This is a genomic window from Sphingomonas sp. So64.6b (assembly GCF_014171475.1).
Classification (GTDB): Bacteria; Pseudomonadota; Alphaproteobacteria; order Sphingomonadales; family Sphingomonadaceae; genus Sphingomonas; species Sphingomonas alpina_A.
This window is the reverse complement of the sequence record NZ_CP048817.1, coordinates 1,274,423-1,300,542: the sequence shown is the minus strand read 5'-3', so window position 1 is coordinate 1,300,542 and position 26,120 is coordinate 1,274,423. Positions and strand designations below refer to the sequence as shown.

The following is a 26,120-nucleotide window of genomic DNA, read 5'->3' as shown; positions in this document are numbered from 1 at the left end:
ATGTCGGACACGATAGCCCTGCAACTCGATGGCGCAGTAGCAGACGGCGATACCCCCGCAGCCGCCGAGACATGGGACATGGCGACCTGGTTCGCGGTCCTGTCGATGGCCGCCGCCAGCTTCGCTTTGGTCTCGGCCGAATTCCTCCCCGCCGGCCTGTTGACCCCGATGGCGCGCGATCTCGGCGTCAGTCAGGGCGTGGCCGGACAAGTCGTCACCGCCACCGCGTCGGTCGGCGCGGTAACCGCATTGTTCAGCAATGTGCTGATTGGCCGGCTGAACCGCAAGACCGTGCTGGTCGGTCTCAGCGCCTTGGCGATCGCCTCCAACATACTTGCCGCCCTGGCGACCGATTTCTGGATCTTGCTGCTCGGCCGCGCCGGGCTGGGCATCGCGCTCAGCGGCTTCTGGGCGCTGTCGGTCGCGGTCGTGGCGCGGGTGGCCGGCGTCAATTCGATCGGCCGGGGCATGGCGATCGTCACGCTCGGCGTCTCGCTTGCCACCATCGCCGCGCCCGCGCTGGGCGCGTTGATCAGCGACTGGCTGGGTTGGCGCGTCGCCATGGCGATGACCGCGGGGCTCGCCGCGCTCGCCATGCTGCTGCAGGCGTTGAGCCTCCCGACTCTGCCCGCGACCACCAGCAACAGCCTCGCCGATGTCCTGCGCCTGACGCGGCGGCGCGGCATTCAACTCGGCATGCTCGCCATCGTCTTGCTGATGACCGGGCATTTCGCGGGCTCGGTCTATGTGCGTCCTTTCCTCGAACAGGTGACGCTGCTGCCGACGGTTCCGATCGCCCTCGCGCTGCTCGGGTTCGGCATCGCCGCCGTGGTCGGTAACGTCGCCGGTGGCCGCCTGGCCGACGCGAATATCCGCATGGCCCTGGTGACCACCAGCGCGCTGATGGGGCTGGCGGCGCTCGCCCTGGTGCTCGCGGGCGCGCATATCGCGATCGCCTTCATTTTCGTGACGCTGTGGGGCTTCGCGTTCGGCATGGCGCCGGTGGTGCTGCCGACCAACCTGTCCCGCGCCGCGCCCGACGCACTGGAGGCGACGGGCAGCTTGATGGTCGTCTCGTTCCAGGTTGCGATCACGATCGGCGCGGTGGTCGGAGGTTATGCCGTCGACACCTATGGCGCCATCGCGCCACTGACCCTCACCGCCATCCTTGCCGCATCCACCGTCGTTCTGGCGCTGCTTCAGCGCCGAACGTAAGGGCGCCAAGTAAAAAGCCGAGCGCCTCCTGCTGTGATGGTGACTTGCGCTAATTAGCGGAACGACGCCCGCTACGAGTCAACGATACCGGCGGGATGAGTGCATTGCCGCCAAATTGGCCGCAGCCGCAGGGTGACAGCACGAAAGCGTGCGCTATGATCTCACGATGAGCGCTGCGAGCTATGTCCATTTGATGAGCGGCGAGCCCCTTCCCAGGCTTTCGCTCCCGCCCTTCAAAGCGATCATTGTCGCCGAAGATACGGCAGATAACGGCTGGCGCGACGAGGTGAGCAAAGTTTCGGTGACAGTTTACTTAACCCCTAAACTCGTAAAACGCGCCGCCTTCTCATAGGCTCGCCGCACACAATTAACTGTTTGATATATAACGATATATGAAAGATTGGTCGCACCAAGAATACGCGACAACCGGTGTCCCATATCTCCCACCGCACTTCACCCAGCGCCTCGATTCAAACCCCATGCATCCCCCGCTATCCAGCAAGCATGGAAACACGTCCTTCAACCTTCAAACCCGCTTATGTCCGCCAGGCGAAAGAGCTTTACGCCCAGGGCCTGACCGATCGCGAACTCGCCGCTGTGTTCGGCGTCTCACGCAGCACCATCTTCCGCTGGCGTGCCGCTTACCCTGAGTTCGCCGAGGCGACCAAGCTGGGCAAAGACGTTGCCGACGATCGTGTCGAGCGTGCACTGTACGAGCGCGCGATCGGCTACGAAGAAGAGGCGGTGCGCGTCTATCACCCGACCGGCGCCGAGGAGCCGGTGATCGTCCGCTACAAGCGCGAAGTGCGTGCCGATACCACCGCCGCGCTGCAATGGCTGCGCGCCCGCCGCCCCGGCATCTGGGCTCGCCCCATGCCGCCGCCTGAGGAGGAGAAAAATATCGCCGAGGAAATCCGCAAGGCAATGGAGCGGGTCGACAGAATCGCAGGGTCGCGACTTCGTCAAGCACCGCACCATCAAGCGCGGGAATAGCCGCGCGATGGACACCTCTTCCACGGACTCGTTCGCCGCGCAGATGCCCGACTTCAGGCATAACCCGCTCGGCCATGCCGCCTTCGCCTACCCCTGGGGCGAAGGCGTGCTCAAAGGCGTCACTGGCCCACGCGAATGGCAGTGCGAGGTGATGGAAGCGATCGGGGAACACCTTCAAAACCCCGCCACCCAGTTCACCCCCTGCCGCATCGCCCGCGCCTCGGGTCACGGCATCGGCAAGTCCGCACTGATTGCGATGCTGATCAAATGGGGTCTGGATACCGGCGTCGACACGCGCATCGTGGTCACCGCCAATACCGAGAACCAGCTGCTCACCAAGACCGCGCCCGAGCTCGCCAAATGGTCCAACCTCTCGCTCACCCGCGACTGGTTTCGGGTCGGCGCGACCGCGCTCGTCTCGACCAGTCCCGGTCATGACAAAAGCTGGCGCGCCGACCTCGTCACCTGGAGCCTGACCAATACCGAGGCGTTTGCCGGCCTCCACAATCAGGGCAAACGCCTGATCCTCGTGTTCGACGAAGCCAGCGGCATCCCGGCCAAAGTGTGGGAGGTCGCACTCGGTGCGCTGACCGATGAGCAGACCGAGATCATCTTCCTCGCTTTCGGCAATCCGACCAGCAATTCCGGCCCGTTCCGCGAATGCTTCGGCGCGCATCGCCATCTGTGGAACACCGCGCAAATCGACAGCCGCACGGTGGAGGGCACCAACAAAGCCTATCTCGACGAACTGATCGAGACTTATGGCGTCGACAGCGACATCGTGAAGGTCCGTGTCCGCGGCCAGTTCCCATCCGCGTCCTCGATGCAGTTCATCGCCAGCGACCTGGTCGATGCCGCCCGGGTGCGCGACTTCCATAACCTGCCGACCGAACCACTCATCTTCGGGCTCGATTGCGCGCGCTTCGGCGACGATCATTCGACGCTCGCGATCCGCTGCGGCCGCGACGCGCGCAGCCGGCCGTGGAAGCGCTGGTTCAAGACCGATGCGATGACGCTGGCCGGCGATGTCGCGTTGCAGGCTCAGATCCATCGCCCCGATGCGATCTTCGTCGATGCCGGCAGTGTCGGCGCAGCCGTGGTCGATCGCCTGCGCCAGCTCGGTGTGGAGAATGTCCATGAAGTCTGGTTCGGCAGCAAAGGCGCGGACGCCACCTGGTCGGGCGCTATGCGGGTCCAGACCGCCAACAAGCGCGCCGAAATGTGGATCAATATGCGCGGCTGGCTGGAAAACGGGGCGATCCCCGACGACGATGCACTGGCGACCGACCTGACCGGCGTCGAATATGGTTATGCCAACGACGCCGAGATCCTGCTTGAGAAGAAGGAACATATGAAGGCGCGTGGCCTCGCCTCGCCCGATGACGCCGACGCCCTCGCCCTCACCTTCGCCGCCCCGGTCATGCCCCGCGACACGCTCTACTGGCCCAACGACCCCCAACCGCGTCAGCGCCCCCTCACCGAGGAAGAGGAATGCGAACGCCTGTACAAGGATCTCAGAGATGACGGGCAAACCTAAATTCCTCCCCCGCAGGGGGAGGAGTTAAGTGAGCCGTCCGACGAGGACTCCGCGCGCCCGCGTCCCATTCTTATTAAAGCCATATAAGGACGGCATGAATGATCATTCCCGCGACCAAATGACCCGGACCGACGATATTATGTTAGCGCAACCAGTTCCGCAAAGACGCTTTCGACGCTATGTACAATCGGTGCGCATCCTCCCCACCCTGCTCGCCGTCCCGCTCCTGCTCGGCGCCCCACTGCTGCTCGGCAATGCCGATCCGGCGTCGATCCCGCCCCAGGTAAAGGCGATGCTCGATGCAGCGATCGCGTCCGGCAACGAAGGCGAAGTCGCGACGATCGTCAAATATGCCCGCGCCGCCGCCCCCGATAGCGCCGATGCGATCGCCGCGGTCGCCGATGGCTGGCGCAACGAACGCCGCGCCAAGGCGGTGGAGATGCTGCGCGAGGCGGGGCCGTTCGATCTGTGGAAGGGCCGCGCCGAGATCGGCGGTTATCTGACCACCGGCAACACCGAGAATATCGGCATCAGCGGCGCGCTCGACCTGCAGCGCGAAACCGTGCGCTGGCGCCACAAGGTCCGCCTCGCCGCCGATTATCAGGAGAGCCTGGGACTGGTCAGCCGCGAACATTATCTCGCCGCCTATGAACCCAATTTCAAATTCTCCGAACGCGGTTATGTCTATGGCGCGGCGCAATATGAAAGCGACCGGTTCCTCGGTTATACCGACCGCTATTCCGCATCGCTCGGCGCCGGCTACAGCGCGATCAAGGGTCCGGCCATGACGCTCGACGTCGAGCTTGGCCCGGCCTTTCGCCACACCAATTTCACCGACGCAACGGTCGAGAGCAGCGTGGCCGCGCGCGGCTCGCTCGACTTCGACTGGAAGCTGTCAAAGGGCCTGACGCTCAGCCAGGACGCCTCCGCCTATGTCCAGCATTACAACAGCAGCGTGACCGGCACGACCGCGCTCAACGCCAGGCTGATCGGCCCGCTTGCCGCCAAATTGTCGTACAGCGTGCAATATGAAAGCATGCCGCCGGTCGGGCGCGTCGGCACCGACACGACCAGCCGCGCCTCGCTCGTCTACAGCTTCTGATCGCATCGTCGCCCGCCCCGGTTTCAAATCGGGCATCAGGCGGCTAACACGCTGTCGATGAACCGACTGTCCCCCGCCGAAACCGCCGCGATCGACCTGATCCACCAACAGCCGATGCTCGCCCAGGTCGAGGATTGGGCCGCGATCAACAGCGGCACACGCAATCTCGCGGGGATGGCGGCGATCGCGGCGAACCTCGCCGATGCGTTTTCGGCACTGCCCGGGCAAATCGACATGGTCGAGGCCGAACCGGCCGAAAGCGTGGGCAGCGACGGGATCGTCTCGCCGCTCGACCATGGCCGCCATCTCCACCTCACCGTGCGCCCCGATGCGCCGGTGCAGATGCTGTTCACCGGTCATATGGACACGGTCTATCCGATCGATCACCCGTTCCAGAAGCTGACCTTTCGCGACGACGGCACGGTCAATGGCCCCGGCGTCGCCGATATGAAGGGCGGCCTTTCGCTGATGCTCGCCGCATTGAAAGCGGTCGAGGCATCGCCGCTCCGCGAGCGGATCGGTTATGAGGTGGTGATCAATTCCGACGAGGAGACCGGGTCATTCTCGTCCGCCAATCTGCTGGCGCGTTCGGCGCGCGGCAAGCTGGCCGCGCTGACCTATGAACCCGCCTTGCCCGACGGCACGCTGGCCGGTGCACGCGGCGGTACGGGCAATTTCTCGATCGTCGTGCGCGGCCGCAGCGCCCATGCCGGGCGCAATCCGGAGGAGGGCCGCAACGCGATCGTCGCCGCCGCCGATATCGCCTTGCGCCTGGCCGCCGCGCGCGGCCCGCGTCTCGCGGTCAATCCGGCACGGATCGAGGGCGGCGGGCCGAACAATGTCGTGCCCGACCTCGCCATCCTGCGAGTCAATTTCCGCCCCGCCACGCTCGACGAAATTACGCGAGCGCGCGCGCATATCGACAGCGCGGTGGCGATGGTCGCGGCCGAGCATGACGTGCAGATCGAGGTCCATGGCGGCTTCAACCGTCCGCCCAAACCGATCGACGCCGGCGCGGCCAAATTGTTCGAGCTGGTGAAAAGCAGCGGCGCCGATCTCGGCCTCGACATCGCCTGGAAACATTCGGGCGGCGTGTGCGATGGCAACAACATCGCCGCCTGCGGCGTGCCGGTGGTCGACACGATGGGCGCGCGCGGCGGCGCGATTCACTCGGCGGACGAATTCCTTATCATCGACAGCCTGACCGAGCGCGCCGCGCTGTCCGCGCTGACCATCATGCGCATTGCCGAACGGGGACTATCATGAGCTTTCGCATCCGCGCCGCCGGCGATGGCGACCTTCAGGCCCTGTACGAAATGGCCAAGCTGACCGGCGGCGGCTTCACCAATCTGCCGCCCGACCGCACCTCGCTGCAGACCAAGCTCGATCGCAGCAATCAGGCCTTTGCGCGTGACGATGACAAGCTCGGCGACGATCTGTTCGTGCTGGTGCTCGAAAATGTCGAGACCGGTGAAGTGCGCGGCACCTGCCAGTTGTTCAGCCAGGTCGGTCAGCGCTTCCCTTTCTACAGCTATCGATTGAGCACGCTGTCGCAACACAGCAAGGAACTCAACCGGACCTTCCATGCGGAAAATCTCGCGCTGACCACCGATCTCGAAGGCGCGAGCGAGGTTGGCGGCCTGTTCCTCCACCCCGGCGAGCGCGCTGGCGGGCTCGGCATGCTGCTCGCGCGCAGCCGCTATCTGTTCATCGCCCAGCATCGCGCGCGTTTCGCCGACCGCATCCTGGCGGAATTGCGCGGCATCATCGACGAAGCCGGCGGCTCGCCCTTTTGGGACGGGCTGGCCGGGCGTTTCTTCGGCATGAATTTCCAGGACGCGGATCAGTTCAACGCGATCCACGGCCACCAATTCATCGCCGACCTGTTCCCGCAGCATCCGATCTACACCGCGATGCTGTCGGAAAGCGCGCGCGCCGCGATCGGCTTGCCGCACCCCTCCGGCCGTGCCGCGATGCGCATGCTGGAGAATGAAGGCTTCGCCTATGAGCGTTATGTCGACATTTTCGACGGCGGCCCGACCATGACCACCAAGACCGACAATGTCCGCACGATCCGCGAGGCGGTGACGGCGAAGGTCACCGCGGTCGACGAGGACGGCGGCGATCAGGCGCTGGTCGCGACCGGCCGTCTCGCCGATTTCCGCTGCTCGCATGCCCGTATTCGTGCCAGCGGCGACGGCATCGCGATCGACCCGGCCTGTGCAAAGGCGCTCGATATCGGGCCGGACGCGTCGGTCAGCTATGCGGGGCGGGTGTGATGCTGACCGAAATCAATTTCGATGGCCTGATCGGTCCAAGCCATAATTATGCCGGCCTCAGCCCGGGCAATCTCGCCGCGACCAATAATGCGGGCAAGGTATCGCAACCGCGCGCTGCGGCGCTGGAGGGCATCGCCAAGATGCGCGCCAATATCGCGCTTGGCCTGACTCAGGGCATATTGCTGCCGCTGGTACGCCCCGATCATGACTGGCTGGACAGCCTCGCGACCAACTATGCCGAGGCCGCACCGCATCTGCAGGCGCAGGCGCTGTCCGCTTCGGCGATGTGGGCGGCCAATGCCGCCACCGTCTCCCCGGCGCCCGACACCGTCGATGGCCTTTGCCATCTCAGCGTCGCCAATCTCGTGACCATGCCGCATCGCAGCCATGAATGGGCGGGCACGCTCGCCCAGTTGCGCGTGGCATTCGCCGATCCCGCTTTCGTGGTTCACGGCCCGGTTCCCGCGCCGTTCGGCGACGAAGGCGCGGCCAACCATATGCGGCTCTGCGCCGAGCATGGCGCGCCCGGCGTCGAAGTGTTCGTCTATGGCGTCTCGGGCGGCCCCTTCCCCGCGCGCCAGCACCGCGAAGCCAGCGCGAGCGTCGCGCGCCGCCACCGGCTCGATCCGGCGCGCACCCTGTTCGTCGCGCAATCCGAAGCCGCGATCGCCGCCGGTGCGTTCCATAACGACGTGGTGGCGGTCGCGAACGAGCGCGTCCTGTTCGCCCATGAACTGGCATTCGAGGATAAGGAAAGCTTCTACCAGGAATTGCGCGAGCGCCTGCCCGAGGTCGAGATCGTCGAGGTCCCGGCCGCACGAGTTAGCCTAGCCGACGCGGTCTCATCCTATCTGTTCAATGCCCAGCTCGTCACCTTGCCCTCGGGCGGCATGGCGCTGATCCTTCCCGAGGAAGCGCGCGAGAACGCCGCGGTGTGGTCCTGGCTGCAGGAAATGGTCGCGGGCAATGGCCCCATCCGCCATCTCGAAGTGGTCGATGTGCGCCAGTCGATGGCCAATGGCGGCGGCCCGGCCTGTCTGCGCCTGCGCGTCGTGTGCGACCCGGCCAGGGTCGACCCCCGCTTCCTCGTCGACAATGCCAGGCTCGACCGCATCGCCGCGGTGGTCGAGGCACATTGGCCCGAGCGGATCGATTCCGCCATGATCGCCGATCCGGCGCTGATCGCCACGATCGAGCGCGCGCGCGAGGCACTGCTCGAGGCGCTTGGACTGTCGGATTAATTAACAGGTAACCATATTTGTTAAAACGAAACCGCGCATTTCCGCCATTGGTCCGCAGCTTGCTTGACGATTGGCATGTGGACCAAATTCGCCAAGCTGTTCGTCATCAAGACCAAGTTCGAGGCCTTTCTGGTCATCTACGGCCTGGGCATGGGCGCGGTCGAACGCGGGGAGCATTATCTGCACCAATATCCCGGCTTCGGGGGCTGGCTGCTCTTCTCGGTCTGCCCGATCGCGGTGTTCATGGCGGGGGCGCGAGTCCTCGATTCGATCGAGCGGCAACAGGCCGACTGACCCTCAGCTTTAAGGCCCAACAGCATAAGTTGATCGCACGGCAGCAATTCGCCACTATCTGCGGCGTCAATGAACTCGTCCCTCACCCATCTTCAGCGCCTCGAAGCCGAGAGCATCCACATCATGCGCGAAGTGGTCGCCGAGGCCGAGCGCCCGGTGATGCTTTATTCGGTCGGCAAGGATTCGGCGGTGATGCTGCATCTGGCCAAGAAGGCGTTCTTCCCGGCCCCCCCGCCCTTCGCTTTGCTCCATGTCGATACGACGTGGAAATTCCGCGACATGTACGCGCTGCGCGATCGTGCCGCAGCCGATGCCGGCATGAAGCTGATCGTGCATAAGAATCCCGACGCCGAGGCGCGCGGGATCAACCCGTTCGATCATGGCAGCCTGCACACCGATCTGTGGAAGACCGAGGGGCTGAAACAGGCGCTCGAAGCCGGCGGCTATGACGCGGCATTCGGCGGCGCGCGACGCGACGAGGAGAAGAGCCGCGCCAAGGAGCGCATCTTCAGCTTCCGTTCCGCGCATCAACGCTGGGACCCGAAGAACCAGCGCCCCGAACTCTGGCGGCTGTACAATACGCGCAAGGCGAAGGGCGAAAGCTTCCGCGTCTTCCCGCTGTCCAACTGGACCGAACTCGATATCTGGCAGTACATCCTTGCCGAGGGCATTGAGATCGTCCCGCTCTATCTCGCCGCGCCACGCCCGACGGTCGAGCGCGACGGGCTGCTGCTGATGGTCGATGACGACCGCTTCCGGTTGCGCCCCGGCGAAGTGCCGGTCGAGCGTTCGATCCGTTTCCGCACGCTTGGCTGCTACCCGCTGACCGGCGCGGTCGAGAGTAGCGCGGCGACATTGCCCGAAGTGATTCAAGAAATGCTCCTGACCACTACAAGCGAGCGTCAGGGCCGCGCGATCGACCATGATCAGAGCGCGAGCATGGAGAAAAAGAAGGCGGAGGGGTATTTCTGATGGCGACCGTTTCCTCCTTCCGGCCCGACGATCTCATCGCATCGGACATCACCGAATATCTCGCGCTGCATCAGCGCAAGTCGCTGCTGCGCTTCATCACCTGCGGCTCGGTCGATGACGGAAAATCCACGCTGATCGGGCGCTTGCTCTACGATTCGAAGATGATCTTCGAGGACCAGCTTGCCGCGCTCGAGGCCGATAGCAAGCGCGTGGGGACGCAGGGGCAGAATATCGATTTCGCGCTGCTGGTCGACGGCCTCGCCGCCGAGCGCGAACAGGGCATCACGATCGATGTCGCCTACCGCTTCTTCGCAACCGAGAAACGCAAGTTCATCGTCGCCGACACGCCGGGTCACGAACAATATACCCGCAACATGGTCACCGGCGCATCGACCGCCGATTGTGCGGTGATCCTGATCGACGCGCGCAAGGGCGTGCTGACCCAGACACGGCGCCACAGCTTCCTCGCGCATCTCATTGGTATCCGGCACATTGTACTGGCGGTGAACAAGATGGATCTGGTCGATTACCGCCAGGTCGTGTTCGATGAGATCGTCGCCGATTATCGCGAATTCGCCTCCTCGATCGGCATCGAAGCTTTCGCGGCGATCCCGCTTTCGGGTCTTGCCGGTGACAATATCGCCAGCCGCTCGACCGCGATGCCCTGGTACACCGGCCCGGCGCTGATCGAACATCTCGAGACGATCGATCTTGAAGGAGATGCGGCGCGGGCGCGCCCGTTCCGCATGCCGGTGCAATGGGTCAATCGTCCCGATCTCGACTTTCGCGGTTTCGCCGGGCTGGTTGCGAGCGGGTCGATCAAGCCGGGCGACAAGATACGCGTGCTGCCCTCGGGCCGCACCAGCAGCATCGCGCGCATCGTCACGATGGATGGCGACCTTTCAGAAGCGATGGCCGGTCAGTCGGTGACCCTGACGCTCACCGACGAGATCGATTGCTCGCGCGGCGATGTCATCGTCACCGCCGATGCGCCACCGCAAGTGGCCGACCAGTTCCAGGCGACTTTGGTATGGATGGCGGAAGAGCCGTTGCTGCCCGGCCGCGCCTATTGGCTCAAGCTCGCGACGCAGACGGTCAGCGCGACGATCCAGCAGCCGCGCCACGCGATCGACGTCAACACGCTCGCCGAATTATCGGTCAAGACGCTCGGCCTCAACGATATTGGCGTGACCGAGGTCTATACCGACCGGCCGATCGTGTTCGAACCCTATGCGGACTCGACCGATCTCGGCGGGTTCATCCTGATCGACAAGCTGACCAATGCGACCGTCGCGGCGGGCACACTTAGTTTTGCGCTGCGCCGGTCGCAGGATGTGCATTGGCAAGCGATCGACATCACCCGCGCCGCGCATGCCGCGCAAAAGGGCCAGACCGCCAAATTGCTCTGGTTCACCGGCCTGTCCGGGTCGGGCAAATCGACCATCGCCAATCTGGTCGAGAAGAAACTGCATGCGCTTGGCCGCCACAGCTTCCTGCTCGACGGCGATAATATCCGCCACGGCCTCAACAAGGATCTCGGCTTCACCGATGCCGACCGGATTGAGAATATCCGCCGCGTCGGAGAGGTCGCCAAGCTGATGACCGATGCCGGGCTGATCGTACTCACCGCGTTCATCTCGCCGTTCCGTGCCGAGCGCGACCTGGTGCGCGGCATGATGCCCTATGGCGAATTCGTCGAGGTGTTCGTCGATACCCCGCTGGAGCTGGCCGAAGCGCGCGACGTGAAGGGGCTTTATGCCAAGGCCCGCAGCGGCGCGATCGCCAATTTCACCGGCATCTCCAGCCCCTATGAGGCGCCGGTCAATCCCGACATTCGCATCGATACGGTGCGCGAGAGCCCAGAAGCGGCGGCGGAACGCATCGTCGAGCATATCATGGGCGTATGGAGTCCCGATCTGTGACCCTGCCTGTCCAGACCGATGCCGAACTCGCCCGCGCCGTTGCGCTCGAAGCGGGAGCATTGCTCCGCAAGCTCTGCGCCACCGGCGATTGTTCGGGCGCGACGCTGGGCAAGCGCGGCGACGTGCAGGCCAATGCCGCGATCATCGCGCATCTGAAGGCCGCGCGCCCCGACGACTTCATCCTGTCCGAAGAAGCCGCCGACAATTCGGCGCGATGTTCGGCGCGGCGCGTCTGGGTGGTCGATCCGCTCGACGGGACACGCGAATTTTCCGAGGAACGCGATGATTGGGCGGTGCATATCGGCCTAGCGATCGATGGCGCGCCGGTGACGGGCGCTGTCGCGCTGCCCGCCTCGCATAAAGTCTTCGTCACCGACGATGCGCCACCGGCTTACCCGGCGCTCTCGGGCCGCCCGCGCATGGTGGTCAGCCGATCGCGCCCGCCGGCGGTCGCGGTGGCGGTTGCCGCCGCGCTCGATGCCGAGATGATCCCGATGGGTTCAGCCGGCGCCAAGGCGATGGCGGTGGTCGAGGGCCGCGCCGACATCTACCTCCATGCCGGCGGCCAGTATGAATGGGACAATTGCGCGCCCGTGGCCGTTGCCTTGGCCGCCGGGCTGCATGCCTCGCGGATCGACGGCAGCGCACTGGTCTACAATTGCCTCAACCCACTGCTCCCCGATCTGCTGATCTGCCGCGCGGAGCTCGCCGAAAGCGTTCTCACGGCGATCCGGGAGGCCGATCTGGACTGAGGCGAACCGGTTTCAGCCATCGCCTGAGCGCATTTCGGAGCGAGACGTTTTGCGCAGGCTTTGCTACTTCCACGCCAACCCACGTCGAACGAGGTGCAAGTGAGCGTAGTCGCCGCCTTTCTCTACCGCGATGGCAAGCGCATCCAGCCGATCTCCATCGACGAGCCGACGCCATGCAATGGCGACAAGAAGGAGTTTGTGTGGATCGGTCTCTACGAACCGACCGATGCCGAACTCGAGACGCTGCAGGAAAAGTTCGGCCTGCATCCGCTCGCGGTCGAGGACGCGCAGAACAAGCACCAACTGCCCAAGATCGATATCTATGGCGACCAGCTGTTCGTCGTCGCGCGCACCGCGCATCTGACCGGCGACAAGATCGATTATGGCGAGACCTCGATCTTCGTCGGCCCCAACCACATCATTTCCGTCCGTCACGGCTCCGCCCGCGCGCATAGCGAGCTGCGCGCGCATCTCGAGGCCGCACCCAATTTGCTCCGTCACGGCGTCGATTATGTGCTCCACGCCATTCTCGATTTCATCGTCGATGGTTACCTGCCGATCGTCGAAACGATCGAGGAAGAGGTGCTCGAGATCGAAACGCAGACGCTCGACGCGTCACTCTCGCATGACGATACGAAACGATTGTTCACCTTGCGCCGCGAGGTGATCCGGTTCCAGCGCATCATCGGCCCGATGGGCGAGGTCATGAGCAAGCTGTTCAATCTCGACGTGCCGTGCATCGATGTCGAGACCAAGCCGTATTTCAAGGACGTGCTCGATCATGTCCGGCGGGTCGAGAATATGACCGGCGGCTTGCGTGACGTCCTGACATCGGTGTTCGAAGTGAGCACATTGCTCGAACAGCAGCGCCAGAGTGCGATCACCCGCCAGCTCGCGGCCTGGGCGGCGATCCTTGCCGTGCCGACCGCGATCGCCGGCATTTACGGCATGAATTTCGAATATATGCCCGAACTCAAGACCCGATATGGCTATTTCATCACCGTCGGGGTGATCCTGACGCTCTGCACCGCCCTTTATGCCCAGTTCCGGCGCGTGAAATGGCTGTAACGCCCGACGATCCTGGCGACGCGACGCCGGCCCCCGTTTCGGTACAGCGCCGCGAGCAGATGTTCCCCATTCTTTCGGCAGACGACATTGCCCGTGTCGCCCGTTTTGGCGGGCGGCGCGCGTTTCAAGCGGGCGAGCGACTCTTCGCGACGGGCGATCGCGGCGTTGGGCTGATGGTCGTGCTGTCGGGGCGCGTATCGATCGTCCAGCACGACGGCGCGGGCCATGTCAGCCCCATCGTAGACCATGGCGCTGGATCGCTGATCGGCGAAATCTCCAGCCTGTCCGGTCGTCCCGCCCTGGTCGACGCGGACGCGGCCGAGCCTGTTGAGGCACTGATCCTCAAACCGGCCGATTTACGTGCGCTGATCGTCGCGGAGGCCGATCTCGGCGAGCGGATCATGCGCGCGCTGATCCTGCGCCGAACCAGCCTGATCGACACCGCCGCGGGCGGGCCTATATTGATCGCGCCGGGCGACGACCCGGGGCGCATCCGCCTTGCGGGTTTCCTGCGCCGCAACGGCTTGCCCTTCCGGTCGCTCGATCCGGCGAGCGATGACGAGGCGGCGGACATCGTCGCGCATCTTCATCCCGCGGCGACGGATTGGCCGCTGGCGATCCTGCCCGACGGCCAGGTCCTGCGAAACCCGACCGACACCGATATCGCCAGGGCGACGGGCATGATCGGCACGCCCGACTGTGGGTGCGTCTATGACGTCGCGATCGTCGGCGCCGGTCCGGCAGGCTTGGCCAGCGCGGTCTATGCCGCGTCCGAAGGCCTGTCGGTGATCGTGCTCGATGCGCGCGGCTTTGGCGGCCAGGCGGGCGCGAGTGCGCGGATCGAGAATTATTTCGGTTTCCCGACCGGCATCACCGGTCTGGCACTGACCGCGCGCGGCTTCGTCCAGGCGCAGAAATTCGGCGCCGAGATCGCCATTCCCGCGCAGGTCAAGACGCTCGAATGCAGCGATGCGGACGGGATTCACCGTCTGCATATCGATGACGGCCGGATCTATCGCTCGCGCAGTGTCGTGATTGCTTCGGGCGCGCGGTATCGCCAGCCCAATCTCGATCGCCTGGCAGAGTTCGAAGGGCGCGGCATCTGGTATTGGGCGTCGCCGGTCGAAGCACAATTCTGCAGCCAGCAGGAAGTGATCCTGGTCGGCGGCGGCAATTCGGCGGGTCAGGCAGCGGTCTATCTGGCGGGCCACGCCGCCAAGGTGCGCATGATGGTGCGCGGCGACGGGCTCGCCGCGACAATGTCGCGTTATCTGATCGACCGCATCGCGGCCAATCCGCGAATCGAATTGATGAGCCGGACCGAAGTCGTCGCGCTCGAAGGCAGCGCGGTGGGACTGGAACGCGTGTCATGGCGCAACCGCGATTCGGGCGAAACCACCGAAGCGCCGATCCGCAACCTGTTCCTGTTCATCGGCGCCGATCCGGCAACCGAGTGGCTTGGCGAGTGCGCGGTGCTGCCCGACGAAAAGGGCTTCGTCGCGACGGGGCAGAACGTCCTGACGCTGCAGACCAGCGTGCCGGGCGTCTTCGCGATCGGTGACGTGCGGGCGGGATCGGTCAAGCGCGTCGGCGGCGCGATCGGCGAAGGCGCGACCGTCGTAGCCCAGATCCACCAGTATCTGGCGGACAATTGACCGTCTATTTTCGCCAAGGAAAAATTGGCGCACCCGGAGCGATTCGAACGCCCGACCCTCAGATTCGTAGTCTGATGCTCTATCCAGCTGAGCTACGGGTGCGCACTGGAAGGGGGCTGATAGAGGCATGATCCGCGCGGCGCAAGTGCGTTGCGCACGACGAATGCGACGCATAGAGCAATAAGTGATGATGCACCCCAAAACGACGCTTCGCCTTGCCGCATTTGCCGGCTTCGCCCTGACCGCTTCGGGCTGCGCCCAACAGCGAGCGATGCATTACCCGTCGCTGCTGCCGCGACCGATCGAATCGCGCAGCGATGCCGAACCGCCTGTCGCGCCGGTCGCGACGGCGGAACCCGATCCGGCGCTGGACAAGCGCATTGCCGTTACGGTCGCCAGCCTCGATGGCGCGAAGAAGGACTTCGCGATCGGCGCGACCAAGGCCGAGGCGCTGGCCAAGGCAGCGCAGGGCCAGCCGGTGGGCAGCGATCGCTGGCTCAACGCGCAGAGCGCGCTGGCCGAACTGGATGTGTTCCGCGCCACTGCATCCGCAGCGCTGACCGAACTCGAAGATGCGACGATAGCGCGCGCCGCGGAGGGCAAGCCGCCCTACCCCGCGCTCGAAACCGCGCGCGCGGCGGCGCAGGCCGAGCTGGACATGGAAACGGCGAGGATCGGGACAATTCAGGCCTCGATGCCCGCAGCCTGATCTACCGGAGACCTTTCACCAGCGGCAGGATCGTCGAATAATCGTCGGTCCAGGGCGTGAAATGCGGATAACGCGGCACCGGCGCCCAGGCCGCATCGCGCGCCTTCAATGTCGTGATGGTCGCGGGATCACGCGACAGCGCGATCCACGCCGAACCGGTTTCCGCCGGGCCGCCGTTCTTGCCCGGATAATAGACCAGTTTCGCCGCACTCCAGCCGCCAGCGACCGCGCCCGACGACACGACCGGTTCGAGATTGAGGAATCGGTTGGAAATGTGGACGAGCAGCACGCCATCATGTGCGAGCACGCGGCCATAGGTGTCGAACGCCTCGCGCGTCATCAAATGCATCGGCACCGAATCGGACGAAAACGCATCGAGCGCGAGGATATCCAGTCCTCCGGTCGGTTCGGCGAGCAGGTTGAGCCGGGCGTCACCGATCACGACCTTCGGATCAGGCAGGCAGCGCGACAGGAAGGTAAACTGGCCGGTGTCTCGCGCGATGCGCACGACGACGGGGTCGATTTCGTAGAAGCGCCAATCCTGCCCGGGCCGGGCATAACAAGCGAGCGTCCCCGCACCGAGCCCGACCACCCCGACACGGGCGTGGTCGCCGTACAGCGTCGGCAACGCCATCATCGCCTGTCCTACGCCCGAATTGCGGACATAATAAGCCGTCGGCGTACGCTCGCGTGTTTCACTGCCGATCAGCTGCGTGCCGTGAACTGTGGTGCCATGCGAGAGCTGACGCATCGTCGGGTTGCCACGCACCGTATAGACGCCGAAATAACTCCGCACCCGAGCATCTGGCTCCAACGAGATCATGATCGAGCGATAGCCGCCAAAGACGACCAGCGCCCCGGCCAGCACGATAACGAACGCGCGGCGTACGCCGGTGGCGATAAGGCCGAGCAGGACGATGATCAGGAATACGAACGGCGGCGTCGGCTTGCCATCGGCGCCGGCAGCAAGTGACATGCTGATCACGCCGAGCAGCAGCATTGCCACCACCAGCGCGATAGCCAGTGTGATGATACGTTGGCGTTGCACAGTCCCGTGCCAGATGCGCCGCACCGGATCGATCAGGAAAGATTGCGGCACCAGCACACCCGCTGCCAGGATCAGCAGCGGATATTCATAAGTCCAGTCGAACACCAAAGGCGCGATCAGCGCGGCGAACACACCGCCAAGCACGCCGCCGACCGACATTGCGAGATAGAAGCCGGTGAGCCGGTCGGGTGCCGGCCGTAACCGGTACATCGCGGTGTGCAGCGCAACCGAGGTCATGAACAACAGCATCAGCGCGATGCCGGCGTTGAGATAGGGGCGCTCCTGGTATCCGCCGGCCAATATGCCACCAAATAGCAGGATCGTGACCGGCGCAATGCGGGTCAGGATATCCGCAAAGGTACGATTGGCGGCAAAGGCGATCGTGAAACTCAGCAGATAAAGGCCGAGCGGCATGACCCAGAGCAACGGCATGGCGACGACATCGGTGGTGATATAGGTCGTGGTGGCGAGCATCAGGCCCGACGGCACCAGCGCCAGCGCGATCCACAGCGCAATCCGGCGTCGTGCCGGCGGTTCGCTTGCCGCGACGGGCCCCTCTGCGATCGTCGCCGCGCCCTTCGGCAATGTCAGTGCACACGCCGCGACCAGGATCACGACCAGCCCATAGCCCGCGCTCCACATTATGCTTTGTCCATGCAAAGCGAGTTCCGGTTCGACCAGCAGCGGATAGGCGATCAGCCCGCCAAAGCTGCCGAAATTCGAGGCGGCGTAGAGCGCATACGGATCCCCGCCCTTGCTCGAAATGCTGAACCACCGCTGCAGCAGCGGCGCTTGAGCCGAGATGGCGAAGAACAACGGTCCGATCGAAGCGCCGAGCAGCCATGGCACCCAGACCGCCGGCTGTGCATTGGCGGGTAATTGCATCGACATCAGGCCGATCGGCAACCACAAGCCAGCGACGAGTAGCACGGCCAGATGGATCGCGGCCTGGCGACGCGGGCTGACGCGCCCGAGCCAATGGGCATAGGCATATCCGCCGAGCAGCAGCGCCTGATAGACCAGCATCGCCGAGTTCCACACGGCGGGCGCGCCGCCGAGCCGCGGCAAGGCCATGCGCGCAACCATCGGCTGGACCAGGAACAGCAGAAACGAGCCCGACAGGATCGCAACGACGAACAAAAGCCTCGCACGGCGCGCCGGCGCGTTGAAATCAGCCATGATTGGGGCGTTCGATTCGATAGAGGATGTGGCGCTTGAGCGGACTGCCGTCTTCGACCAGCGGATGATCGAAATCACCATCGGCGATACGATGCATGCCCAGTCGTTCCATCAGGCGCCAACTGGCCTGATTATCGGGCACGGTGATCGCGGCGACGGTGCGCGCGTCGGTATTCGCCCAAGCCCAGTCGAGACTTGCCTGCGCCGCTTCGCGCGCATAGCCCTGCCCCCAATAGTCGCGCGACAGGCGCCAGCCGATCTCGACCTCGTCCGCGATCGGCGTGCCGGGCGCACCGGGCTTCAGCCGGCACACACCGATGACCGCACCATCGCTGCGCCGCTCGACGGTCCAGAAAGTGAAGCCGTAATCGAGCAGATAACCGGCCATTCGGTCGATCATCGTGTCGAGCGCGTCATCATCCGGCACCGCGAGCAAGAAGCGCATGACCTCCGGATCGTCGCATTGCTCACGCAACGCGGCACGATCGCGCGCCGCATAGGGCCGCAGGATCAGGCGTTCGGTCGTGATCACGGCGCTACCGGGCGGTCGATCGTGAAGATCACGCTATCACGCAGCGGATCGCTTTCGGGAAAGGCCGGATGCTCGAAATTCTCGACGCGCCTGGTCATGCCGAGGCGTTGCATCAGCCGCTGGCTGGACAGGTTGCGTGCCGCCGTGATCGCGACCACGCGCGGTACGGCCAGCCTGGCCCAGGCCCAATCGAGGCTCGCCATCGCCGCTTCCCCCGCATAGCCCTTGCCCCACCAGGGCCGGGCAAGCATCCAGCCGATCTCAACCTCGCCTTCGGCCGGCGTGTTCTCGGCACCGGGCTTCAATCCGCAAAATCCGATCACGCTGCCATCCTCTCGCAGTTCGACGGTCCAGAAACCGAGACCATGGCTGTCCCGATATCCGGCATGACGCGCAAGCGCCGCGTCGCTGTCGACCGGCGATTTGAGCGGGCCGAGGTCGATCATCACCGCCGGGTCGGCCCACATCGCATGCAGCGCGGCATGATCGGCGGGCAAGGGCCAGCGCAGGATCAGGCGTTCGGTCTCGATCATGCGCGCAGCAGGCGCGCCGCGTGCGCCGCGTGATAGGTCAGCACGCCCGAACAGCCCGCGCGTTTGAACGCCATCAGCGTTTCCAGCACCAGCGCGTCGCGTTCGCCCGCACCGGCCGCGACCGCCGCCTCGATCATCGCATATTCACCGGACACCTGATACGCGAAGACCGGTACCTGAAACTCCGCCTTCACGCGCAGGATGATGTCGAGATAGGGCAGGCCCGGCTTGACCATCACGCTGTCGGCGCCCTCGGCAAGATCGAGCGCGACCTCACGCAGTGCTTCCTCGGCATTGGCCGAGTCCATCTGATACGTCTTCTTGTCGCCTTTGAGCAGTCCGCGCGAGCCGACCGCGTCGCGGAACGGCCCGTAAAAGGCGCTCGCATATTTGGCGGCGTAGGACATGATCTGGACGTTGTGGTGATTGGCGCTTTCGAGCGCTTCGCGGATCAGGCCGATGCGGCCGTCCATCATGTCGGACGGTGCGATGATGTCGGCGCCGGCCGCGGCTTGATTGAGCGACTGGCCGACCAGCACCTCGGCAGTCGCGTCGTTGATCACATAACCCGCCTCATCGACCAGCCCGTCATGGCCATGCGCGGTATAGGGATCGAGCGCGACATCGGTCAGCACGCCGATATCGGGCACCGCATCCTTGATCGCACGGATCGCGCGGCACATCAGATTGTCCGGATTGAGTGCTTCGCGGCCGTCGTCGGTGCGCAAGCCCGGCGGCGTATTGGGAAACAAGGCAAGGCAGGCAATGCCGAGATCGCGCGCTTCGTGGGCACGCGCGACGATCGCGTCGACCGACCAGCGCGACACGCCGGGCAGCGACGCGATCGGTTCCTCGACCCCCTGCCCTTCGGCGATGAACAACGGCCAGATCAGATCGGCGGGCGTCAGCACGGTTTCGGCATGAAGCCGGCGGCTCCAGGCGGAAGCGCGGGTGCGACGCAAGCGGAGTGCGGGGTATTGAGCGGACATGCCGCGCTTGTGGTTGATCGCGCCCGACCGCGCAAGCGTTACGGGGTCGAAACCGCATGCGGTGCGTTAGGGCCGACAATCACTGCGAAAGTCAGCCTCCTCTATGTCCCGAATCCGTTCCGCCGCGATGATCGTCAATGCCAGATCGCGCAAGGGCCGGGCGCTGTTCGAACGCGCCTGTACGGCGATGAAGGATTTGCCCTTTCCAGTCGATGCGCATGCCGTCGAGGATCCGGACGAACTGGACGCGACGATCGATCGTGCGCTGGCGAAAAAGCCCGATCTGATGATCCTGGGTGGCGGGGACGGCACGATCAGCGGCCTCGTCGACAAGCTTGTCGGGACCGGCACCGCGCTCGCGGTATTGCCGTTCGGGACCGCCAACAGCTTTGCGCGCACGCTCGGCATCCCGCTCGATATCGAAGGCGCGGTGAAGGTCATCGCAGGCGGCCGGCTCAAGCGGATCGATCTTGGCATGATCGACGGCGATTATTTCGCCAATTGCGCGGCGATCGGCATTGCGCCGCAGATCGCGCGCAGCGTGCCGCACGGGTTGAAGAAATATCTCGGACGGGTCGGTTATCTCGGTTGGGCGGCGTGGGAGTTTCTCCATTTCAAGCCGTTCACACTGATCGTCGGCGAAGGTCGGGACGAACGGCGGATCGCGGCGGTCGAAGTGCGTATTTCCAACGGCCCCTATCATGGCGGCACCGAGCTGAACGATCAGGCGGCGGTCGATAACGGCGTGATCGTCGTCCAGGCGGTGACCGGCCATGTGAAGCGCCGGTTGATCAAGAACTGGGCGGCGAGCGTGCTGCGGCTCGACGTACGGCACGAAACAACAGTCGAAATCAGCGGCACATCGCTGAAACTGCATACCGAGCCACCGCTGCCGATTTCGATCGACGGCGAGTTGCTGGCGAAGACGCCGGTGACGGCGAAGGTCGCCGCCGGCATTATCGAGGTGATGGTGCCGGTTTGAGGCGGGATCGAATTTAGTTGCGATATGATGGCGTCCCATCTTTGCACCGTCATAGTTGCCAGCCTTTACAGTCGGTCGTATTAAGTTATGTTATAACATGATTGAACTAATAAGGGGGGACGTGATGACGATCAAATCTGCATTCATTATCGCAACGATGCTATCAGCGCCCGCGCTGGCGCAAACGCGGCCAGCGGCATCAATCATCGTCTCAGCCGTGGGGAAAGTCGAGACGCCGCCCGATGTCGCGACATTGAGACTCAGCCTTCACGGCGAAGGGAAAACGCCCGATGCCGCCGTCAGCGCGCTCGCTGAAAAGCAGAAAGCAGTATTCAGCGGATTGCGCTCGCTCGATCCAAAGATGGATGTCCGCACCGGTTCGATCGCGATCAGGGAAGTCCGTTCGGGCGATTGCGGCAACGGAATGTTCTTCGACACGACCGACCCAGAGATGATCGCCGATCAGCTTGAGGCCGCGGCCGATCAGCTCGAAGCCGAGGCCAACGCGGTTGCGTCGCAGGGAAACACGGCGCCGACAAAAGGGCCATGCAAGGTGATTGGCCGCATTGCCCAGATCGAAGCGACGGTATTGCTCGCGTCAGTGAAGGATGCGGGCACGGCGGTTGGACTTGCCGGGCGACTTGGTGCGAACCAAGCGACGGTCGAGACATTCGCCCTGCGCGATGAAGCCAGCGCGTCGCGCCGGGCGGTCGCAGACGCGATGCGCCGTGCCCAGGCTCAGGCGGAAGCCATTGCATCGGCGTCGGGCGCGAACCTTGGCCCGATCATTTCGGTGGAGGACAGCGCCGGCCGGGATTCCATGACCATGTCTGACATAGGGTCGAGTGACGGGTATGCAGCCCAGGCTCTGGCACCCCCAATCATTGTCGATATCACGCCGACCCCGGTGGTGACGAACGCCCGGCTGACCGTCACCTTCGCGCTCGACAAATAAAGCTCAACCCGTCGGGTGTTGCCGGCCCGCGGGTTCGGTCGTGGCGTGTGCCGCCTCACCCGTTTCTTCGCGATCGGGCGGCACCGCGAGGATACCGCGCTTCCAGCCGCCATAGCGGTAATAGAGAAAGGCCAGCATCAGCGTGACGCTCGAGCCGATCGGGAAGCTCCACCACAGCGCGTCCGCACCAAGATAGGGTTGGGCGAAGATCGCGAAACCGATGCGCACCGGATAAAGCGCGATGATCAGCGACAGCAACGGCGCCCATACCGCGCCATTGGCGCGCACGGTCGAGAAGAACACCATGGTCATGCCGAACAGCACGAAGTTCCAGCTCGCGATCAGCTGGATATGCCGCCCAATCGGCAAGGCGGGGCTGTGATCGCCGAGGAACAGCCCCATCACCGGCCGGTCGAACAGGATCACCGCGACGACCATTGCGCCGGTCAGAACGAAATTGGTCAGCAGCCCGGCATTGGTGATGCTCGCCACGCGGTCCCAGCGGCCCGCGCCGATATTCTGCGCCGCCATCGCGCTGACCGCCGCGCCGATCGCCATTGCCGGCATCTGGATGAAGCCCCAAAGCTGTTGCGAGACGCCATAGGCCGCGGCGGTATCCACGCCGAGCCGGTTGACCAGCCCGACCATGGTCAGGCCGGCGGTCGACATGACGAGCATCTGCGCGCCCATCGGCAGGCCCTTGGCGACGATCGTACGCACCAGTGCCGCCTCCGGCAGCAAGTAACGAAGCTCTTGACCACGCAGCCGGATCGGCAAGTCGCGACGGTAGATATAGAAGAGCAAGGCGATGACCGAGATCAGATTGGCGATCAGCGTCGCCAGCGCAGAGCCCGCGATGCCAAGCGCCGGGAACGGGCCCACGCCGATGATCAGCAGCGGGTTGAGCACGGTGTCGAGCAGCGCGGTCAGCCCCATGAACCATAAGGGCGTCATCGAATCGCCCGTTCCACGCAGCCCCATGGTCAGCAGGACGAGCAGCATCGAGGCGGGCAGACCGAGGAAGATGACGCGCAGATAATCGAGCGCCAATTGCATCGCATCGCCCGGTGTGGCGAGCAGATGCAGGATTTCGGGCGCGAAAATCCAGCCCAGCGCCGAGATGACGACGGCGCCACCAACGACCAGGCCGACCGCCGACCCGAACGCGCGTCGCGCACCTTCGATATCGCGCCGGCCGACGCTCTGCCCAACCAGGATCGTCGCCGCCATGCCGAAGCCGAACACTGCGCCGAAGGTCAGGAACATGATGATGTTGGCGTTGGAAGTCGCCGCCAGCGCACCTTCACCCAGGAAGCGGCCGACCCAGACCGAATTGATCGCGCCGTTGAGCGTCTGCAGAATGTTCGAGGCGAGCGTCGGCAGCGCGAACAGCAGCAGCGTCCGGCGGATCGGCCCCGTCGTCAGGTCACGCTGGCCGGGGCGTGTCGCCACTAACCCAGTCGTCCCAATGCCGCCGCCAGCCGCTCGGCTTCCGCTGCCTTGTCGGCATGGTCCGCCTTGGCCTTTTCGACCGCCTCGGGTTTCGCCCGTTCGACAAAGCTCGCATTGCCGAGCCGGCCGGCGAGCGCATCGCGTTCCTTCTCCGCCGCCGCGATGCCCTTGGTCAGGCGGGCGCGTTCGGCGTCGAGGTCGATTACGCCTTCGAGCGGCAGGATATAGGTCGCTTCATCGACCACGATCTGGATCGCGCCGCCCGGCGCCGGCTCACCCGCGACATAATCGACCCGGGCGAGACGACCGAGCACGGCGGTCTGCCGCGCGAGGCGATCGAAGGTCGCGGCGGAGCCGTCACGGACATGCAGCTTCATCCGCGCGCCGGGCGCGATGTTGAGTTCGTTGCGTGCGGCGCGGACTTCGCTGACCAGACGGATCAGCCAGTCGATTTCCTTGCTCGCTGCCGGATCGATCGAGCGCGCATCGGCCATCGGCCATTTCGCGACGATCAGGTCGGTGTTGCGTGGGCCCATCTTCGACCACAGCTCTTCTGTGATGAAGGGCATGAAGGGATGGAGCAGCACGAGCAGTTGGTCGAGCACCCAGCCGGCCACGGCGCGCGTCTCGTCCGCTTCGGGACCGGACGCGGGCGCGTCCATCTGGCCGAGCACCGGCTTGATCAGTTCGATGTACCAATCGCAGAAGCGGCTCCAGCCGAACTGATAGATCGCATTGGCAGCGCCATCGAAACGGTAATCGACCAATGCGAGATCGACCGCCTGCACGGTCTGGATCGTCTCGGCGATGATCCAGCGATTGACCGCCAGTTCAGCTTTGGGCGCTTCGAGCGTGGTACTCGCGGCAATGCCGTTCGACTGGCAGAAACGCGCGGCGTTCCACAGCTTGGTCGCGAAGTTGCGATAGCCCTCGACCCGCTTCTCATCCATCTTGATGTCGCGGCCCTGGCTTTCCATCGCCGCCATGAAAAAGCGCAGCGCATCGGCGCCGTACTGGTCGATCAGGCCGAGCGGATCGACCGTATTGCCCTTCGACTTGGACATCTTCTGCCCGTCCGCGGCACGAACTAGGCCATGTAGATACAGCGTCCGGAACGGCACATCCTTCATGAAGTGCAGCCCCTGCATCATCATCCGAGCATCCCAGAAGAACAGGATGTCGAAGCCGGAGATCAGCACATCATTGGGATAGCGGCCGTGCAAGGTCGGGTTCGTTTCGTCAGGCCAGCCCATCGTCGCGAAGGGCCACAGCGCGGAAGAGAACCATGTGTCGAGAACGTCGCTATCCTGAGTGAGCGCAACGCCCTCACCCGCCAGCGCCTGTGCGCCGGCTTCGTCCTCGGCGACGAAGATGCGGCCATCCTCGGCGAACCATGCCGGGATACGGTGCCCCCACCACAGCTGACGCGACACGCACCAGGGCTGGATATTCTCCATCCAGTTGAAGAAGGTCTTCTCCCAGGTCTTGGGCACGATCTTGATCGCGCCGGACTTGACCGCCTCGATCGCCGGTTTCGCGAGCGTCGCCGCATCGACATACCATTGGTCGGTCAGCCAGGGCTCGATCACCACGCCCGAGCGGTCGCCATAAGGTGTCTGGATCGTGCGCGGTTCGGACTCGTGCTCCACGCCTTCCTTGTCGATGTGCGGAACGAGGAATCCGCCCGCCTTCAGCCGCGCGACAACTTGCTTGCGCGCTTCCGCCGTGGTCAGGCCGATCAGATCGGCGGGGATCAACCCGTCGCTGGTCTGCTGCACCTGTGCCTTGGCATCGAGCATGTTGAGCATGTCGCCGGCCTTGAACCCGGCGCGCTTGCCCACTTCGAAATCGTTGAAGTCATGACCCGGCGTGATCTTCACCGCGCCCGAGCCGAGTTCGGGATCGGCATGCTCGTCGGCAACGATCGGGATCAGCCGGCCGGTGATCGGCAGCTTCACATTCTTGCCGATCAGCGCGATATAGCGTTCGTCGGTCGGGTTCACCGCGACGGCCATATCGGCGAGCATCGTTTCCGGGCGCGTCGTCGCAACCGAGATGAAACCCGAACCGTCTTCCAGTGGATAGCGCAGATGCCAGAACTGGCCATTGATCTCGCGCGTTTCGACCTCAAGGTCGCTGATCGCTGTGCCGAGACCCGGGTCCCAGTTCACCAGGCGCTTGTCGCGGTAGAGCAAGCCTTCGTTATGAAGATCGACGAACACCTTGAGCACGGCCTTGGAAAAGCCCGGATCCATGGTGAAACGCTCGTTCTTCCAGTCCATCGAGCAACCGAGGCGGCGCAATTGCTGGGTGATGATCCCGCCGCTTTCCGCCTTCCACTCCCACACTTTCTCGACGAATTGTTCGCGCGTGAAGTCGGTGCGCTTCTGCTGATGCAGCGCCATGTTGCGCTCCACCACCATCTGCGTTGCAATGCCGGCATGGTCGGTGCCGACCACCCAGAGCGCATCCTTGCCCTTCAGCCGCGCGTGACGCGCGAGGATATCCTGCAGCGTGTTGTCGAGCGCATGGCCGATATGCAGATTGCCCGTCACATTGGGCGGCGGGTTGACGATCGTCCAGGGCTCCGCGCCGGGGCGATCGGGGCGGAACAGGCCTTTATCCTCCCAATGGGCGTACCAGCGGGATTCGATTTCGGCGGGGTCGAAGGTTTTGGGAAGTTCGGTCATGGTGTGGCGGCTTTAGCGGGG

23 protein-coding genes and 1 tRNA gene are annotated in these 26,120 nt (G+C 64.4%); 17 read left to right on the top strand and 7 right to left on the bottom strand.

Translation table 11 applies throughout. From position 1 onward, the window contains the following. From G4G27_RS06210 to G4G27_RS06145, 14 genes are all read left to right on the top strand, one after another. Entirely contained in the window at nt 1-1,215 is a 1,215-nt protein-coding gene (locus G4G27_RS06210; protein WP_183112536.1) for an MFS transporter, read from the top strand. A 148-nt stretch (nt 1,216-1,363) separates the two neighbouring features. Further along, nucleotides 1,364-1,567, top strand: a complete 204-nt coding sequence (locus tag G4G27_RS06205; protein WP_183112535.1) for a hypothetical protein — start codon at nt 1,364-1,366, stop codon at nt 1,565-1,567. A 152-nt stretch (nt 1,568-1,719) separates the two neighbouring features. Further along, on the top strand, nt 1,720-2,208 hold the full coding sequence (locus tag G4G27_RS06200; protein ID WP_183112534.1) for a helix-turn-helix domain-containing protein: 489 nt from the start codon (nt 1,720-1,722) through the stop codon (nt 2,206-2,208). 7 nt (nt 2,209-2,215) lie between these two features. Continuing rightward, on the top strand, nt 2,216-3,745 hold the full coding sequence (locus G4G27_RS06195; protein ID WP_183112533.1) for a terminase: 1,530 nt from the start codon (nt 2,216-2,218) through the stop codon (nt 3,743-3,745). Between the two features lie 190 nt (nt 3,746-3,935). Next, nucleotides 3,936-4,847, top strand: a complete 912-nt coding sequence (locus G4G27_RS06190; protein ID WP_244624576.1) for a DUF481 domain-containing protein — start codon at nt 3,936-3,938, stop codon at nt 4,845-4,847. A gap of 57 nt (nt 4,848-4,904) precedes the next feature. Beyond that, entirely contained in the window at nt 4,905-6,113 is a 1,209-nt protein-coding gene (locus G4G27_RS06185; RefSeq protein WP_183112531.1) for a hydrolase, read from the top strand. After that, nucleotides 6,110-7,126 (top strand): arginine N-succinyltransferase, encoded by a 1,017-nt coding sequence (locus G4G27_RS06180; RefSeq protein ID WP_183112530.1) that lies wholly within the window; start codon nt 6,110-6,112, stop codon nt 7,124-7,126. The genes G4G27_RS06185 and G4G27_RS06180 overlap by 4 nt, the downstream gene beginning before the upstream one ends. Further along, entirely contained in the window at nt 7,126-8,367 is a 1,242-nt protein-coding gene (locus G4G27_RS06175) for an N-succinylarginine dihydrolase (protein WP_183112529.1), read from the top strand. The genes G4G27_RS06180 and G4G27_RS06175 overlap by 1 nt, the downstream gene beginning before the upstream one ends. A gap of 75 nt (nt 8,368-8,442) precedes the next feature. Continuing rightward, nucleotides 8,443-8,661 (top strand): hypothetical protein, encoded by a 219-nt coding sequence (locus G4G27_RS06170; protein ID WP_183112528.1) that lies wholly within the window; start codon nt 8,443-8,445, stop codon nt 8,659-8,661. A gap of 69 nt (nt 8,662-8,730) precedes the next feature. Next, nucleotides 8,731-9,633 (top strand): sulfate adenylyltransferase subunit CysD, encoded by a 903-nt coding sequence (cysD, locus tag G4G27_RS06165; protein WP_183112527.1) that lies wholly within the window; start codon nt 8,731-8,733, stop codon nt 9,631-9,633. After that, nucleotides 9,633-11,555 (top strand): sulfate adenylyltransferase subunit CysN, encoded by a 1,923-nt coding sequence (cysN, locus tag G4G27_RS06160; RefSeq protein WP_183112526.1) that lies wholly within the window; start codon nt 9,633-9,635, stop codon nt 11,553-11,555. The genes cysD and cysN overlap by 1 nt, the downstream gene beginning before the upstream one ends. A 2-nt stretch (nt 11,556-11,557) precedes the next feature. Beyond that, nucleotides 11,558-12,307, top strand: coding sequence for a 3'(2'),5'-bisphosphate nucleotidase CysQ (locus G4G27_RS06155; RefSeq protein ID WP_244624682.1), 750 nt, complete (start codon nt 11,558-11,560; stop codon nt 12,305-12,307). 99 nt (nt 12,308-12,406) lie between these two features. After that, on the top strand, nt 12,407-13,375 hold the full coding sequence (gene corA / locus G4G27_RS06150; RefSeq protein ID WP_183112524.1) for a magnesium/cobalt transporter CorA: 969 nt from the start codon (nt 12,407-12,409) through the stop codon (nt 13,373-13,375). Next, nucleotides 13,366-15,030, top strand: coding sequence for a cyclic nucleotide-binding domain-containing thioredoxin-disulfide reductase (locus G4G27_RS06145; protein ID WP_183112523.1), 1,665 nt, complete (start codon nt 13,366-13,368; stop codon nt 15,028-15,030). Before corA ends, G4G27_RS06145 begins: the two co-directional genes overlap by 10 nt. Before the next feature lie 25 nt (nt 15,031-15,055). On the opposite strand, the gene G4G27_RS06140 is transcribed toward G4G27_RS06145, so the two are convergent. Continuing rightward, nucleotides 15,056-15,132, bottom strand: a tRNA-Arg gene (locus tag G4G27_RS06140). A gap of 85 nt (nt 15,133-15,217) precedes the next feature. Between G4G27_RS06140 and G4G27_RS06135 the strand changes: the two genes are divergently transcribed. Then, nucleotides 15,218-15,739, top strand: coding sequence for a hypothetical protein (locus G4G27_RS06135; RefSeq protein WP_244624575.1), 522 nt, complete (start codon nt 15,218-15,220; stop codon nt 15,737-15,739). Nucleotide 15,740: 1 nt separating this feature from the next. On the opposite strand, the gene G4G27_RS06130 is transcribed toward G4G27_RS06135, so the two are convergent. Genes G4G27_RS06130 through hemB form a run of 4 tightly spaced genes read right to left on the bottom strand, consistent with a single transcriptional unit; the run spans nt 15,741 to nt 20,020 of the window. Then, entirely contained in the window at nt 15,741-17,966 is a 2,226-nt protein-coding gene (locus G4G27_RS06130; protein WP_183112522.1) for a fused MFS/spermidine synthase, read from the bottom strand. Then, on the bottom strand, nt 17,959-18,498 hold the full coding sequence (locus tag G4G27_RS06125) for a GNAT family N-acetyltransferase (RefSeq protein WP_183112521.1): 540 nt from the start codon (nt 18,496-18,498) through the stop codon (nt 17,959-17,961). The genes G4G27_RS06130 and G4G27_RS06125 overlap by 8 nt, the downstream gene beginning before the upstream one ends. Then, a complete protein-coding gene (locus G4G27_RS06120; protein ID WP_183112520.1) occupies nt 18,495-19,031 on the bottom strand; it encodes a GNAT family N-acetyltransferase in 537 nt (178 codons plus the stop codon). Before G4G27_RS06120 ends, G4G27_RS06125 begins: the two co-directional genes overlap by 4 nt. Beyond that, nucleotides 19,028-20,020 (bottom strand): porphobilinogen synthase, encoded by a 993-nt coding sequence (gene hemB / locus G4G27_RS06115; RefSeq protein WP_183112519.1) that lies wholly within the window; start codon nt 20,018-20,020, stop codon nt 19,028-19,030. Before hemB ends, G4G27_RS06120 begins: the two co-directional genes overlap by 4 nt. A gap of 103 nt (nt 20,021-20,123) precedes the next feature. Here hemB and G4G27_RS06110 point away from each other — a divergent pair, with 103 nt between their 5' ends. Further along, nucleotides 20,124-21,002 (top strand): diacylglycerol kinase family protein, encoded by an 879-nt coding sequence (locus G4G27_RS06110; protein ID WP_183112518.1) that lies wholly within the window; start codon nt 20,124-20,126, stop codon nt 21,000-21,002. 124 nt (nt 21,003-21,126) lie between these two features. Then, nucleotides 21,127-21,957 carry an SIMPL domain-containing protein gene (locus tag G4G27_RS06105; RefSeq protein WP_183112517.1) on the top strand — a complete coding sequence of 277 codons (831 nt, stop codon included), beginning with the start codon at nt 21,127-21,129 and terminating at the stop codon, nt 21,955-21,957. A 3-nt stretch (nt 21,958-21,960) separates the two neighbouring features. Here G4G27_RS06105 and G4G27_RS06100 read toward each other — a convergent pair whose 3' ends face one another. Together G4G27_RS06100 and G4G27_RS06095 are read right to left on the bottom strand one after the other, a co-directional pair. Further along, nucleotides 21,961-23,409 carry an MATE family efflux transporter gene (locus tag G4G27_RS06100; protein WP_244624574.1) on the bottom strand — a complete coding sequence of 483 codons (1,449 nt, stop codon included), beginning with the start codon at nt 23,407-23,409 and terminating at the stop codon, nt 21,961-21,963. After that, entirely contained in the window at nt 23,409-26,099 is a 2,691-nt protein-coding gene (locus G4G27_RS06095; RefSeq protein ID WP_183112516.1) for a valine--tRNA ligase, read from the bottom strand. Before G4G27_RS06095 ends, G4G27_RS06100 begins: the two co-directional genes overlap by 1 nt. Nucleotides 26,100-26,120: the final 21 nt, after the last annotated feature.

Bases quoted from the DNA above. Each gene is read 5' to 3' on its own strand.
- G4G27_RS06170 (WP_183112528.1), top strand. From the start codon at position 8,443: ATGTGGACCAAATTCGCCAAGCTGTTCGTCATCAAGACCAAGTTCGAG.
- cysN (WP_183112526.1), top strand. From the start codon at position 9,633: ATGGCGACCGTTTCCTCCTTCCGGCCCGACGATCTCATCGCATCGGAC.
- G4G27_RS06120 (WP_183112520.1), bottom strand. From the start codon at position 19,031: ATGATCGAGACCGAACGCCTGATCCTGCGCTGGCCCTTGCCCGCCGAT.
- G4G27_RS06185 (WP_183112531.1), top strand. From the start codon at position 4,905: ATGAACCGACTGTCCCCCGCCGAAACCGCCGCGATCGACCTGATCCAC.
- G4G27_RS06145 (WP_183112523.1), top strand. From the start codon at position 13,366: ATGGCTGTAACGCCCGACGATCCTGGCGACGCGACGCCGGCCCCCGTT.
- G4G27_RS06130 (WP_183112522.1), bottom strand. From the start codon at position 17,966: ATGGCTGATTTCAACGCGCCGGCGCGCCGTGCGAGGCTTTTGTTCGTC.
- G4G27_RS06180 (WP_183112530.1), top strand. From the start codon at position 6,110: ATGAGCTTTCGCATCCGCGCCGCCGGCGATGGCGACCTTCAGGCCCTG.
- G4G27_RS06200 (WP_183112534.1), top strand. From the start codon at position 1,720: ATGGAAACACGTCCTTCAACCTTCAAACCCGCTTATGTCCGCCAGGCG.
- G4G27_RS06210 (WP_183112536.1), top strand. From the start codon at position 1: ATGTCGGACACGATAGCCCTGCAACTCGATGGCGCAGTAGCAGACGGC.
- G4G27_RS06175 (WP_183112529.1), top strand. From the start codon at position 7,126: ATGCTGACCGAAATCAATTTCGATGGCCTGATCGGTCCAAGCCATAAT.
- cysD (WP_183112527.1), top strand. From the start codon at position 8,731: ATGAACTCGTCCCTCACCCATCTTCAGCGCCTCGAAGCCGAGAGCATC.
- hemB (WP_183112519.1), bottom strand. From the start codon at position 20,020: ATGTCCGCTCAATACCCCGCACTCCGCTTGCGTCGCACCCGCGCTTCC.
- G4G27_RS06095 (WP_183112516.1), bottom strand. From the start codon at position 26,099: ATGACCGAACTTCCCAAAACCTTCGACCCCGCCGAAATCGAATCCCGC.
- G4G27_RS06105 (WP_183112517.1), top strand. From the start codon at position 21,127: ATGACGATCAAATCTGCATTCATTATCGCAACGATGCTATCAGCGCCC.
- G4G27_RS06110 (WP_183112518.1), top strand. From the start codon at position 20,124: ATGTCCCGAATCCGTTCCGCCGCGATGATCGTCAATGCCAGATCGCGC.
- G4G27_RS06195 (WP_183112533.1), top strand. From the start codon at position 2,216: ATGGACACCTCTTCCACGGACTCGTTCGCCGCGCAGATGCCCGACTTC.
- G4G27_RS06135 (WP_244624575.1), top strand. From the start codon at position 15,218: ATGATGCACCCCAAAACGACGCTTCGCCTTGCCGCATTTGCCGGCTTC.